Origin of the sequence: Sphingobacterium sp. 40-24 (assembly GCF_001899705.1) — a bacterium.
Lineage (GTDB): Bacteria > Bacteroidota > Bacteroidia > Sphingobacteriales > Sphingobacteriaceae > Sphingobacterium > Sphingobacterium multivorum.
Genome location: NZ_MKWH01000021.1, coordinates 52201 through 66624, shown reverse-complemented (window position 1 = coordinate 66624; position 14424 = coordinate 52201). Strand labels below are relative to the sequence as shown.

The 14424-nt window shown below is 42.0% G+C and carries 8 protein-coding genes; all 8 read left to right on the top strand.

Translation table 11 applies throughout. The annotated features are described in order from the left end of the window. Positions 1 to 58 precede the first annotated feature (58 nt). Entirely contained in the window at positions 59 to 2461 is a 2403-nt protein-coding gene (locus BGP15_RS07210; protein WP_286769099.1) for a S9 family peptidase, read from the top strand. A 266-nt stretch (positions 2462 to 2727) separates the two neighbouring features. Further along, the gene (locus BGP15_RS07205) at positions 2728 to 3597 is read left to right on the top strand and encodes an AraC family transcriptional regulator (protein WP_075994380.1); all 870 of its coding nucleotides are present in this window, start codon (positions 2728 to 2730) and stop codon (positions 3595 to 3597) included. Positions 3598 to 4074: 477 nt separating this feature from the next. Continuing rightward, on the top strand, positions 4075 to 7092 hold the full coding sequence (locus BGP15_RS07200) for a SusC/RagA family TonB-linked outer membrane protein (protein ID WP_286769098.1): 3018 nt from the start codon (positions 4075 to 4077) through the stop codon (positions 7090 to 7092). 41 nt (positions 7093 to 7133) lie between these two features. Continuing rightward, positions 7134 to 8756, top strand: coding sequence for a RagB/SusD family nutrient uptake outer membrane protein (locus tag BGP15_RS07195; RefSeq protein WP_286769097.1), 1623 nt, complete (start codon positions 7134 to 7136; stop codon positions 8754 to 8756). 140 nt (positions 8757 to 8896) lie between these two features. After that, positions 8897 to 10717 carry an aryl-sulfate sulfotransferase gene (locus BGP15_RS07190; RefSeq protein WP_286769096.1) on the top strand — a complete coding sequence of 607 codons (1821 nt, stop codon included), beginning with the start codon at positions 8897 to 8899 and terminating at the stop codon, positions 10715 to 10717. Positions 10718 to 10748: 31 nt separating this feature from the next. After that, the gene (locus BGP15_RS07185) at positions 10749 to 11963 is read left to right on the top strand and encodes a glycoside hydrolase family 130 protein (protein WP_286769095.1); all 1215 of its coding nucleotides are present in this window, start codon (positions 10749 to 10751) and stop codon (positions 11961 to 11963) included. Positions 11964 to 12078: 115 nt separating this feature from the next. Then, positions 12079 to 12978, top strand: coding sequence for an endonuclease/exonuclease/phosphatase family protein (locus BGP15_RS07180; protein ID WP_286769094.1), 900 nt, complete (start codon positions 12079 to 12081; stop codon positions 12976 to 12978). Positions 12979 to 13020: 42 nt separating this feature from the next. Continuing rightward, positions 13021 to 14391 carry a sodium:solute symporter family transporter gene (locus BGP15_RS07175; protein WP_286769093.1) on the top strand — a complete coding sequence of 457 codons (1371 nt, stop codon included), beginning with the start codon at positions 13021 to 13023 and terminating at the stop codon, positions 14389 to 14391. Positions 14392 to 14424: the final 33 nt, after the last annotated feature.

The window sequence follows — 14424 nt, the reverse complement described above, 5'->3', positions numbered from 1 at the left end:
CTTGCTTTTTTATGAAAATTTTATTACCTTATTTTGCCCTAATTTGAAAAATAAATTTATGAAGAAACTATTCTATGGTCTCTTGCTTCTAGCGTCGCTGCAGACGCAAGCGCAGGAAAACATTACCTTTCAAAAACCCTCTACTGAAATTTTGGCCTTAGCCGATTATGTGCGCCCCCCTCAGATAAAGATTTCAAGCGATAGAAATTGGATGTTATTTACGTTCCGGCCTACATATAAAAACCTGGCAGACTTAGGCCAGGAAGAAATGAAACTGGCTGGATTGCGGATTAATCCGAAGACGAACATGGAAAGCTCGACAATCTTTTTCGATAAGATTGCCTTGAAAAAAATAGGACAAAATATGGAATTTTCCGACTTCACGGGGATACCCGAAAAAGCGGCGATGGCCAATTTTGTGTTCTCTCCAGACAATAAGCGTTTGGCATTTAGCAATACAAATGAAAGTGGAACGGCCTTATTTGTCATTGATCTTGCAACGCGAAATGTCAAACAGTTGACAGCTTACAATTTGAACGGAACATTGACAGCACCATTTCAGTGGCTGAGAAATTCTTCCGGTTTAATAATAACAAGCCTACCAAAGGATAGGGCTGCCCTGTTGGATCCCTCAAAAGATTTGCCGACGGGACCTATTGTCTCAACAAGTGATGGGAAGGTGTCTCAATTGAGGACATACCAAGATCTGCTTAAAAATCCGCAGGATGAAGTGAATTTTGAAACATTGGTGCAATCCAACCTTGAACTTGTAGATCTGGACGGCAAGATTTCTTCCTTTAACGATAAAGCCATTTATACGGGGATCAGTTTCTCGCCGGATGGTGAGTATGTGATGATCACGACGATCACAAAACCTTATTCCTACGTAGTTCCCGTCTCGTCTTTTCCACAGCAGGTTCGTATTTATGATCGATCGGGCAAAGAAATAGCGCTGGTGAATGAGACAGCCTTGACAGAGGTAATGCCCAAAGGTTTTTCGTCGACACGATCGGGAAAACGTGCCTGGCATTGGCGGAGTGATCAGCCAGCTACGTTGGCTTATGTAGAAGCCTTGGATGGCGGGGATGCGAATAAACCTGCTGAGTTTCGTGATGCCTTATATACTTTATCGTACCCTTACGATGGTTCGGGAAAGCTTATTTTTAAAATCAAAGACCGTTACGCTGGTGTAATATGGGGGAATGATAAATATGCATTGATCAATTCGCAATGGTATGATACGAGAAATGCAAAAACTTTTGTGGTGAATCCTTCCTCGGGAGAATCTAAACTATTGCATGACCGGAACAGTCAGGATGTCTATAATGATCCGGGAGATGTGTATATGGAAAAAAATAGTTTAGGCACTTATTCGATGTATATAGATAAGGATAAAGTACTGTTTGTAGGTAAGGGCTTTACTAAAAATGGTGAGTTTCCTTTTGTGGATGAGCTTGATTTGCATTCACTGAAGAAAAAACGCATCTACACTGCTCCAGCATCTGAATTACAGGAACGTATCACCCAACTAGTGAACCCTAAAACTGGGGATTTGTTGATTTCGCTTCAGTCAGCATCGATTTATCCGAATTATTTCATGAAAAATATGAAATCGGGGAAACAGGTGACGCTCACCACGTTGGAAAACCCGTTTAAATCGTTGGAAAAAGTCCATAAAGAGATTTTAAAATACAAGCGCAAGGATGGAGTCGAACTTTCTGGAACATTATATTTACCTGCCGGTTATGATTTTACGAAGAAAGAGAAGTTGCCTCTACTAATGTGGGCTTATCCACGGGAATATAAGGACAAGAATACAGCCGGACAAAGCACGGCCAACCCGAAGGAGTTTACCTTCCCAAGTTATGGCTCTTTTATCTACTGGGTATCGAAAGGCTATGCTGTATTGGATAATGCGGCCTTCCCTATTGTTGGAGAGGGAACAAAAGAACCGAATGATAACTTTATTGAACAACTTGTGTCCAATGCCGAAGCCGCAATTGATGCAGTAGATCATTTGGGTTATATCGATCGAAAAAAAGTTGCTGTGGGTGGGCATTCCTATGGTGCGTTTATGACAGCACATCTGTTGTCCAATTCAAAATTGTTTGCCGCAGGAATAGCGCGTTCTGGAGCATACAATCGGACCTTAACACCATTTGGTTTTCAGAGTGAGCAACGTAATTTCTGGGATGATCCAGCCTTGTATATGACCATGTCTCCATTTGTGAGTGCTGATCGGATGAAAAGCCCACTTTTGTTGGTTCATGGCGGAGCCGATAATAATCCCGGAACATTCACCCTGCAGACAGAACGCTATTTCCAGGCCCTGAAAAACTTGGGAGCTCCTGTGCGTATGGTCATTTTACCACGTGAAGCGCATGGATATGTCGCCAAAGAAAATATCTTCCACTTACTTTGGGAACAGGATCAATTTTTGGAGAAATACCTCAAAAATTAAGGTGAACATCGAAAAGAATAACAAAAAGTTGGACAAAGTTAGAAATTAATTGTTCAGGTGATGAGCTCGATATTTTATCGGGCTCATTCGTTTTTGATGGGCAACAGCCCCCATTGGATTTGCATTAACTTGATGCGGGAACCATGAAGTAAGGGGTCACCTCTGGAAAGCTTCTGCTTGACCGCGCGCAAATGTGCTGAAGCACCAATGGATTATACATATTATTTTTTAAGTTTGGGTAATTTACTGGAGGGGAAAATCCAATTATGAGACCTGATATATTTAGAGAGAAATCGCCATTATCTTCCGATGACTGCTTTGTGGTCTTCGATCGGAGAAAGTCTTCCTTTACGTTTCCTGTACATATTCACCCTGAATATGAGCTCAATTATGTTGAGGGGGCAGTGGGGGCACAACGTATTATTGGCAATTCGATAGAGTCTATTGGAGAGCGGGATCTGGTACTCATTGCAAGCCCCGAGCTTGAACACGCCTGGAAAGATGGCGATTGCCAATCGAATGATATCCATGAGATCACCATTCAATTTCATCCTTCCTTGATTGAACAATATCTGGATAAAAAGCAGTTTGCAAGTATACAGCAATTATTATCCAAAGCTTCACGTGGTGTAGTTTTTGGGAAAGACACAGTAGATCGGGTATTACCGCTATTACGTATACTGACTTTGGAAAGGGATGGATTCTATTCGGTTATGAAACTTTTGGTGTTGCTGTATGAATTGTCCAAGGGTGAAGATATCCGTGTACTATCTACGGCGACCAATACAGTGCTGAGCAATAGTGAATTGATGATGGGACGATTGCAGGAATATATCGTTACCCATGTAAATAGAGAATTGAGCCTTCCGATGGTTGCGGCAGTAATGAATATGAGCAAATCAACATTTTCCCGTTTTCTGAAATCGACTACAGGGATGAATTTTACCGATTATCTGCTTGATTTTCGGATCAATATGGCGGTGCGATTACTGAAAGAAGAAACCTTGATTGCTGATATTGTCGAACAATGTGGCTTTAACAGCGTTTCGTATTTCTACCGAGTATTTAAAAAGAAAAAAGACCTCACTCCTGTCGAGTATAGAAATAGCCTTCGCAAGCAACAGATGATCATCTAATTTTTTTCTTTTTTCCTTTCTCATTTCGCTTTTTTAGATAGACGAAAGATCTACATACGTCTATCTAAACAAAGTCAACCATTCCGTGAATATGGTGGCGTTTAAACGCTATTTAGTTTTTGATTACCCCTATTCCTCTTGCTAGATAATTCAATACAAGTGAGTTTAAAGTTCAATAAAATGATCTTTATTAATTTTTAACATATTGTTTTTGAGCTGTTTACGGTATTGTTCTGCTGCCTCATTTTTTTTCCTATTTTATTGTTATTTCTATTTTGCGCAATCGTTTGTGTTGACATTTTTGTGTTTTTCCCAGGAGAAATATGAATGAAAAGTACAATACAAATGAGTTGATCTTGCTATTTACGGCATCTCCTTTTCTCTAATTTCGTCAAACAAACCAATAGAAGAATACCAATTAAGTATAGATATATTATACAAACCATCTATTTATTGTAAACCTTAAATACACACAATATGAGAAAAACAGCTTTACTACTCTTACTTTCCACTTATGGGAGCTTAGCCTTTGCACAGCAATCCCAAAAGGTGAGGGGCAAAGTCCTCGACGCGGATAATAAGCCAGTGGCAGGAGCTACGGTCAATATCAAGGGGAGCGCCAGCGGAACGAAAACAGATGCCGATGGTTCTTTTACACTTGATGTTGCGAAGGGGAAAACCTTAAAAATTACCTACGTCGGAATGAAGGAGCAGGAGGTGCTTGTCAATGATGCCTCAACCTATAGTATTATACTTCAGTCGGGTACGGAATTAGATGAAGTTGTGGTGATCGGCTATGGTACGGTGAAAAAAAGTGATTTGACCGGTGCAGTGGCATCCGTGACGGGCAAGGATCTACAATCTAATTTAGCTAAAAGTGCTGCCGGCGCTTTACAGGGGCGCGTTGCAGGGGTGAGTGTGTCAAATGCTGGTGGATCGCCAGGAGCAGGAATGAATATCAATATTCGTGGTATAGGTTCGATGGGCAGCACGAATCCTTTATATGTGATTGATGGTGTATTTGGCGATATCAATACGGTAGATCCAAATGATATCGCTTCATTGGAAGTGTTAAAAGATGCATCAGCAGCAGCTATTTATGGCTCTCGTGCGGCTAATGGGGTAGTGATTATTACAACGAAGGGTGGTAAAAGGGCAAGTCCAGCCACGTTGAGTTTAAATGCTTATACTGGGGTGCAAAGTCTACCAAAAAAAATGAGCTTGATGGATGGACCGCAATGGAAAAAATTTGTGGACGAAAAGGGATATCTACCAGTACAAGCCAAAGACTTCAATGCGAGTACAGATTGGCAAGATGAAGTATTTCAAACAGCACCCGTGAATAAGATCAATCTGGATGTTGCTGGTGGCGGCGATCGATCGACCTATAGTGTTTCCGGGGGGTATCTGAATCAAAAAGGTATTTTGAAAACAACGGGTTATGAATCTTTCAATGTACGCAGCAAAAATACCTTTAACTTTTTCAATGATCATCTCCGTGTTGGAAATACCTTCTTGATTAAATCGGGTGATCGCCAATATGCCAACTTGGTAATCACAGATATCCTGCGTCAAAATCCGTTATTACCGGTTTATGATGCCAATGTTGTCGGTGGATATTCAACCTATGCACCATGGATGAAAAATTTGGATAATCCCGTTGGTAATTTAAATCTCAATACCAATCATGTCTATCAGACAGATATCATGCTCAATGGATATGCGGAGGCAGATCTTTTTGTAAAAGGATTAAAATATAGATTGAATGTAGGGATTAATAGAACCACAGGAAGAAATTATAACAAATCGGATCGACGTCCCGATGGTACTGCCGTTTTGCAATCTTCGCTGAATGAAAGCGCTTTCTTCAATAATCAGTGGCTGATTGAAAATACCTTACATTATGACAATACTTTTGATAAGCATACGATTTCCTTATTGGCCGGTTACTCCTCTCAGGAAAACTCGAATAGGGGATTTGGTGCCAAGAGACTTGATATTCCAGCAGGCACGGATGCAATTGATGCAGCATCACCAGCAGAGCAATCAACTTCAGGAAGTCTGCAGGAAGCATCCATGATATCGCAATTTGGTCGTGTGATGTATACGTATGATAACCGTTATCTATTTACGGCAACGGTTCGTCGAGACGGATCTTCGAGGTTTGATAATGGACATCGCTATGGGGTTTTCCCATCGGTGGCTCTGGGCTGGAATATCATGAACGAAAGCTTTTTTGAAAAGGCGAAAAATTCAGTCAATGAATTCAAAATCCGGGCAACTTATGGTCGCTTGGGTAATCAGGAGATTGCCAATTATACGACACAAAATGTTACGAGATACGGTATTAACTATATCCAAGGTGGAGCGTGGTGGCAAGGAGCAATCCCTGGAACGAGCTGGGTTTCGCCATCTAATCTAACTTGGGAAGAGACCGAGACGAGTAACTTCGGTGTTGACCTGGCTTTTTTACAAAGTAAGCTAAGAATCAGTGCAGATTATTACGTACGAAATACGAAAGATATCTTGTTGTCAATCAACCAACCACCTTCTGCAGGAAAATCGGGTTCACCAGTAATGAATGCGGGTACTATCAGTAATAAGGGTTTCGAGTTTTTAGCGAGCTATCGCGATGCAATTGGTGAGGTAAATTACAATATCGGTGTCAATGCTTCGGCCGTTAAAAATAAAATGAAAGCGATTACCGTAGGAAATAAGCAGGAGTTTGAGGGGTATAATCCACAGGGTGAAGGTGTAATTAGTTGGGCTAAAGTTGGTTATCCCATTGGCGGTTTTTGGCTGATCCAAACGGATGGATTGTTCCAGTCAGATGCTGAAGTACAAGCCTATAAATCGGGGAATGGTACTGTAATCCAACCTACTGCCAAAGCTGGGGACATTAAGTTCGTTGACTACAATGGCGATGGAAAGATCGATAACAACGATCGTCAATACATGGGCAGCCCTTATCCTTCATTAGCCTACGGTATCCGTGGTGGACTGGATTATAAAGGCGTTGATTTTGCGTTCTTCTTTGATGGTATGTACGGTAACAAAATATACAATTATACGCGTGCTAGAATAGAGAGCACAAGTGAGGTGCATAATTATTCTACTAGTCTTTTGAATTCGTGGACAGCAAGTAATACCAATACCGATATCCCGCGTTATACGCGTGAGGATCCCAATGGTAACGTACGTCGTGTCAGTGACCGCTGGTTGGAAAGCGGTGCGTTCTTCCGTTTAAAAACAATAGAATTGGGTTATACACTACCTAATACTTGGTTGAATAAAGTAACCTTGAAAAATGCACGTATTTATTTGGCTGCTGACAACCTGTTTACCGTAACAAAATATAAAGGTTATAGCCCTGATTTAGGTCCAAGCAATAACGATAATGGGGTCGGCCAGACAGGAGTAATGACGGCTGGTACAGATCATGGTCGGTATCCGCTGGCGCGAACTATTATGTTTGGTATACAGGCTAATTTCTAGTGGATTACAGGAAGTTTACAATTAAATTTAAAATGAAAAGGATGAAGATTTCAATTAAAAAATATACAGCAGCAGCCGCCGTTCTTCTTTTGATGGGAAGCTGCAGCAAAGATTTTCTCAATCGTACGAACCCAAACAAACCGGTGTCGGAGATTTTCTGGTCGAATGAAGCGGAAGTACAGGCGGCAATGGCAACCGTTTATTCACCTATCCGTGGGCAAATGGAAGGGTATTATGGCGCCTATACGGGATGGCAGACGATGAATCGTGCTGATGATGTTTGGTTCCTTGCAGGTGAAGAAAGATTTACATGGGAATATGCAACCTTTCTCAATACTCCGGGAACTGGAGGAAGTGATTTTGGAAGTTTATATAATGGTATTAATCGAGCCAATGTGCTTCTCTATAATATTGGGAAAGTTTCCATGGACGAAGCAAAGAGAAAGGAGCTGATTTCCGAGGCTACTTTTTTACGGGGCGTATATTATTTTTTGTTGGCTTCCAATTATGGCGATGTACCGTTATTGTTGGTTCCCGCAGATGTTGATCCCGAAAACAAACCATCGACAGCTGAAGCTGATATCTGGAAACAAGTGATCGCGGACTTCAAGGCTGCAAAAGAAAATTTACCTGTTACACGTCCAGCAGCAGAAGCAGGCCGAGTGACTAAGGGAGCAGCGATTGCTTTTTTAGGAAAGTCATTGGTGTATACTAAACAATACGGGGAAGCCGAAATAGAATTGAAGGCACTGTTAACTGCCCCTTATAACTATGATCTTGTCGAAAATTTCGAAGATAATTTTAAAGACAATACAAAGTTAAATAAAGAATCCGTTTGGGAATTGGTATATGACGGTAAATATGGCTCAGATGGCATTTGGGGGGCAGAGAATCCCAATAGTCGTCAAGGATTTATCATTCCCAATTTTGCGGGACCGGCAGGTACAGGGGCTTGGTTTAAGTTGGTGCCAGGTATTTCCGTTGTTCGCGATTTTATCGCAGAGGAGCGCCCAAGTGGATCAGATAGCCGTTTTGACAAACGGATGTATACCAGCTTCTACTGGAAATATTCGGACTATGAAACTGGTCTTACAGACGGCGCTTGGTTCGGCAATCTTTCTTTTGATAAGTTGTGGTCAGAGTCTATGGCTAAAATTTCAGCAAATCCAGGTCTTGTGTATCCGACGATAGATAATAAGCCTGGACGATTCTTGATCAAGAAATACACCAACTTCTTTAGAAATGTAAGCGGTGCAAACAGTATGTACGACGCCGCAAATACAAACAATAACTTCCGTTTGCTACGTTTTGCAGAAGTACTACTTTTACATGCAGAGGCATGTGCTAAGAATGGTAACACTGCCGGGGCAGCTTCTAGTTTAAAACGCGTTCGCGATCGTGCAGGATTAGCCAATAAAACTTGGACCAACGCGGATGATTTGATGAAAGAGATTATTCACCAGAACGAACTTGAGTTTTTCTTTGAAGGTCATCGTTTCTTCGATTTAAAACGCTGGTACCCTTATGCTCAAATGAAACAGATTTTTGTAGATAATAAAAAGCAAGGTGCCGCCGAGTTTCAACCAAAGCATTATTATCTGCCTTTGCCAGAAGGTGAAATTAATACCAACACCAAGATTCAGCAGCATCCGTTGTGGCGATAGGTAATTACATTGATTTAGACAGGTTAATCCATAAATAAAAATTATTCTCGATTCCACAGTTGAGTGTTAGTTTTTTCCGGTAGGGGAGTAGATGCCTCTGCCGGAATACTTTTTAAAATTTCTTTTAAACAATAATATGTATGATTGCAGTACAACAGATCGGTAGATTTTTCACTACGTTGATTTTGCCACTTATATGCTTTATTCTGTTGTTATTTTCCTGCAAGAAAGATCGGGAAACAACGAATGAGTTGTCTTCCAAGCTGGCATTGACATCCAAAATCGATGCTGGAGAATTGTTGCTTGATATCAATCAGCATACACTAGAGTATGTTTTCAACTTTGAGAAGGGAGCCGTAAACGTCCCTGTAAAAGATATTCTCAAGATAACTTCTGATCTGGCACATTGGCGTACAAAACTCTCCCTTAGCGACGGGTCGGAGGTGGAGGTACCTACCAAAGGTACTTCGCTCGATTTTATTGTTGAAAATATTAAACTGGATCCTTCGGGTTATAATCCGCTGTCGGCCATGGTAAATGTAAGATTACCGACATACGGTCGTGTGCGGGTGACCGTACGCGGAAAGCATGGCAAACTGGGTACTATTACGCATTTATGTAACGATGATACACCGCGTCAAAACGTATCGATATTAGGCTTATATGCCGATTATGATAATATGGTCGATCTTGCTTTTACTGACCGGGAAGGCAACGAGCGCGGTAGCACAACGATACATATTATCACACAAGCTCTAACAGTGCAAGACTTTCCCCAATGGAAGATCGTCAAAGGACAAACCGACAAAATGGAACCTGGAGTTAATTTGGTGAGTTATCCCGGTCAGAGTGAGATAGATACTTCTCTACCTTATATGATTGATAACGAGGGTGAATTGCGTTGGTTGTTGCTATTGAAGAAATCGCCTGATTTACAGAGGTTTTCCGGATCTATAGGTCTTAAACGAACAAAAAAAGGAACTTTTATTTCTGGTGATCAATCGCAGCAACGTGTCGTTGAAATTGATCTATTTGGGAATCTGATCAATCAATGGGATCTCGCCAAACTGGGGTACGGATTTCATCATGAAATTACCGAGGCTGCCAATGGTAATTTCTTGATCAATGTAACCAAAGCTGCGGCCCGTTTAAACAATGGCCAACCGCGTATTAACGACTTTATCATCGAATTGAATCCGCAGACGGGCGTTTTGGCTAATGAGTGGGATCTTGCCAAGCAACTCGATACAACGCGTTATATCAAGCCTGATGGCGTAACACCGCCCGCCTTTTCGCAAAGCCCAAATAACTGGGCTCACAACAATTCCATTACAGAAATTGGCGAAGATTTATTGGCTACAGCACGTTATCAGGGGATTTTTAGCTTCAACCATTCGGGAATAACACAATGGATTATATCGCCCCATAAAAATTGGGGAGCCAAATATCAGCCCTTGTTGTTAAAGCCAATTGCCGAAGATGGTACAGCAATTACGGACCCAGCAGTGATCAATGGAGATGCTGCGCTGGCAGGCTTTGATTGGCCCTGGGGTCCACATACACCTGTCGCCTTGAGCAAGGATCGGATTTTGGTTTTTGACAATGGGTATAATCGGCAATGGAAATCAAATTTTGCTCCCGGGGTGAACAGCTATAGCAGGGTAGTGGAATATAAAATTGACATGGCCAATAGAACGGTGCAGCAAGTTTGGTCTTATGGAAAAGATCGCGGAACGCAAGGCTTTTCACAAGCCATATCGGGCGTGCAATACTTGGGGCAAACGGGACATGTCTTATTTTGTCCAGGGATGGGTGTAGCAACCTCTATTGGTTCGGGCGGACGTGTTGTGGAGATTGATCCCAAAACAAAGGAAGTGATATTCGACCTTGAGGTCGCTACGGGTAGCGGCACTGCATTCCATCGTGTGACGCGTATGCCGCTTTATCCGGAAAACATGTAAAGTAACTATTTTTTTGAACTGAACTAAATTTATGGCCGAATCATTTGAATGTCAGCAAGCTTATATTATCGAATCACAACGCTTATTATTGGAAAGAGCCAATGTTGAACTGTCTAATCCAGGAAAAATTGTTAAGCGTTATTTATATCCTGTTGTTACCAAAGAACATATCCCCTTGACTTGGCGTTATGATTTTAATCCATTAACAAACCCTCTTTTTCTAGAGCGAATCACCTTCAATTCAACAATGAATGCAGGGGCACTCTACTGGCAAGGAAAGTATCTGTTGTTCGTTCGTGTTGAAGGGGCTGACCGGAAATCTTTTTTTGCGATAGCGGAAAGTGAAAATGGGGTGGATAATTTCCGCTTTTGGGATCAGCCATTGGCTCTCCCGGAATTAGATGAGGAGGAAACAAATGTATATGATATCCGTCTAACTGCGCATGAAGACGGTTGGGTATATGGTATTTTTTGCAGTGAAAAACGCGATGCAGCTGCTGCTCCTGAAGATCTCTCCAGTGCCGTTGCCGCAGCAGGCATCATTCGATCAAAAGATTTGAAGCACTGGGAGCGATTACCCAATTTGAAAGCGAGTAGTCAACAGCGGAATGTCGTATTGCACCCCGAATTCGTTCAGGGGAAATATGCTTTGTATACACGGCCACAGGATGATTTTATCCTGGCAAAACGTGGTGGCGGAATTGGATGGTCATTGATTGATGATATTAAAAATGCTGTTGTTGTTGAAGAACAAATTATCAACAAACGTTTTTATCATACCATTAAAGAACTGAAAAATGGTGAGGGACCTGCGCCCTTAAAAACAGCGAAAGGTTGGCTACACCTCGCTCATGGCGTGCGTGGCACTGCTGCTGGCTTACGTTATGTGCTCTATATTTATCTGACCAGTCTGGATGATCCAAGTCAATTGATCGCCGAGCCGGCAGGTTATCTGATGGCGCCAGAGGGAGAAGAACGGATCGGTGATGTTTCCAATGTGTTGTTTTCCAACGGTTGGATCATGAATGCCAACGGTATGGTTTATATCTATTACGCATCGAGTGACACACGAATGCATGTTGCTGTATCTCCAGTCGACCGACTTTTGGATTACTGTCTAAATACAGCACCCGACGGCCTTCGCTCGTCAACCTCGGTAGACAATATCCTCCAGCTTATTATCCGCAATGCGCTATATGCCACGGAATCTGGAATTTGTTTACCTAATGATGTGAAAAGAGCCTGACAGTAGGAGGTGAAAATTGAAAGCCGGTCTCCTATTTTAAATCGCATAGCCCGGCTTGTTGTTCGTTATATAAGGCTTACTGTTCGTTTTAAAATCGATATTTAGGAGTATACAAATGAAAAATCTGATCAAGTTTTATGGGGTGATCGCTTTACTTTCTCTGTGTTTGACAGTGAAATCTCAGGCCGATCAACCGCTAAAGATAATATCTTATAATATCTGGAATGGGTTTGAGCGTACGAAAGCAAGATCGGATAAATTTGTCCATTGGATGGAACGACAACAACCGGATATTGTTGCTTTAGAAGAACTGGTCGATTTTAAACAGGCCGATCTTCAACAGCTTGCCAAATCCTATGGACATCATTATAGCATTTTACTCAAAGAGAAGGGCTATCCGGTAGGAATCACGTCTCGCTATCCGATTACGCTAATCAAAGCCCAGGTGGATGAGTTCTGGCATGGCATGCTGCATGTTAAAATTAAAGATATTGATATTATAGTCACACATCTCAGCCCTTTTTCCTGGAAGTATCGATTAAAAGAAGCGCAACAGATTGTGGATTATATCAAAAGTAATTCCTTGAATAACTGTATGATCATGGGAGATCTCAATGCGTATTCTCCATTGGATGCAATTTGGCTGGAACACAAAGCACCATTGAGAAAGAATTTATCGAATTGGGATCAAGCGCATCCCGAGTATGGCAATATGCGTGGCCAGCATTTTGACTATAGTGTGCTGTCGACTTTTATTGCTGCAGGTTTTGATGATTGTATCGGACGTACCGTATTTCCGGAAAATAAGCGAGTCAGTTTTCCAACAGCCACGCTTTATGGCTGGAATTGGGTCGACAGCCGATTAGCTGAAGTGTCGGAGAGACTTGATTATATCTTATTGTCGGAGCGATTGTCGCCTTTGGTTCAGCAGGTCGAAGTGCACAATGGTCCTGATCTCGAAGGAATATCAGATCATTATCCAGTTTCGGTCGTGATTGGCCAATTGGAGAAGTAGAAATATAATTGTAGATTGCGGTTGACCACGAGAAGAATATTCATGGAACTTTCCGTAATAGATATAGTTATCATTGTCTGTTATTTGCTGACGATGATTGTCATTGGCCTGATTCTTAAAAAGCGAGCTTCTAAGGATCTCGACTCTTATTTCTTGGGAGGGAAGTCACTTCCTTACTATATGCTTGGTATTTCTGATGCTTCGGGGATGTTCGATATTTCGGGCACGATGTGGATGGTTTATCTTGCCTTTGTTTATGGCCTCAAGAGCATGTGGATTCCTTGGTTATGGCCTGTCTTCAATCAGATTTTTTTGATGGTTTACCTTTCGGTATGGCTGCGGCGTTCAAATGTCTTGACGGGAGCTGAATGGATCCGAACCCGTTTTGGACATGGTAAGGGTGCAGATGGAGCTTACACCATCGTCATTTTATACGCCATTGTAGCGGTATTGGGTTTTCTATGTTATGGATTTATCGGAATCGGTAAATTTATGGAGGTATTCTTCCCCTGGGAACAGCTGTCGCGCTTTATTCCATTGACCATTGACCCGATGCATGTTCCCCAGCTCTATGGCATATTTTTCACGGCAATCACGACTTTTTATGTGATGCTTGGCGGCATGCATAGTATTGTGTGGGCCGATATGGTGAAGTTCGGAATCATGATTGTATCTGGTATTGCAATTGCCGTGATTGCCATGCAGCAGGTAAGTCCCGAATTGTTGGCCGCCAATACACCTGAGGGTTGGGACTCTCCCTTCTTTGGCTGGCACCTGGATATGGATTGGAGCAATTTACTCCCTTCTATTATGGACCGAATAGCCGATGATCAATACAACCTGTTTACCGTATTTGTGATGATGATGCTTTTCAAAGGTATTTTCATGAGCATGGCTGGGCCCGCGGCCAACTATGACATGCAAAAGATTCTGGCTTGTAGATCTCCAAAAGAGGCCGCATTAATGAGCGGATCGGTATCTGTTATCTTGCTTATCCCACGTTATCTGATGATCATGGGCTTTACGGTATTGGCTCTTGTATTCTTTCGGGACGAGTTTACAGCAATGGGAAGCCATATGGATTTTGAGATCATCTTGCCCAAGGCAATTAGTCGGTTTGGGAAGGTTGGATTGACAGGTTTATTGTTGGCGGGACTTCTGGCTGCTTTTATGTCTTCTTTTGCTTCAACGATAAATGCGGCGCAAGCATACTTGGTCAATGATGTCTTGCTGAAATATTTTTATCGTTCGGCTTCGCCAAAAAAACAGATTCGGTTGAGCTATATTGTTTCTGTTTCTGTGGTTGTCTGCAGCACGATCATCGGATTGTATGTTCAAAACATCAATTCGGTGCTGCAGTGGATCGTTTCAGCACTCTATGGCGGGTATATTGCCGCGAATGTGCTCAAATGACATTGGTGGCGATTTAACGGGGCTGGATTTTTC

Coding starts and splice junctions, on each gene's coding strand:
- BGP15_RS07190 (WP_286769096.1), top strand. CDS start 8,897: ATGATTGCAGTACAACAGATCGGTAGATTTTTCACTACGTTGATTTTG.
- BGP15_RS07175 (WP_286769093.1), top strand. CDS start 13,021: ATGGAACTTTCCGTAATAGATATAGTTATCATTGTCTGTTATTTGCTG.
- BGP15_RS07185 (WP_286769095.1), top strand. CDS start 10,749: ATGGCCGAATCATTTGAATGTCAGCAAGCTTATATTATCGAATCACAA.
- BGP15_RS07195 (WP_286769097.1), top strand. CDS start 7,134: ATGAAGATTTCAATTAAAAAATATACAGCAGCAGCCGCCGTTCTTCTT.
- BGP15_RS07200 (WP_286769098.1), top strand. CDS start 4,075: ATGAGAAAAACAGCTTTACTACTCTTACTTTCCACTTATGGGAGCTTA.
- BGP15_RS07180 (WP_286769094.1), top strand. CDS start 12,079: ATGAAAAATCTGATCAAGTTTTATGGGGTGATCGCTTTACTTTCTCTG.
- BGP15_RS07205 (WP_075994380.1), top strand. CDS start 2,728: ATGAGACCTGATATATTTAGAGAGAAATCGCCATTATCTTCCGATGAC.
- BGP15_RS07210 (WP_286769099.1), top strand. CDS start 59: ATGAAGAAACTATTCTATGGTCTCTTGCTTCTAGCGTCGCTGCAGACG.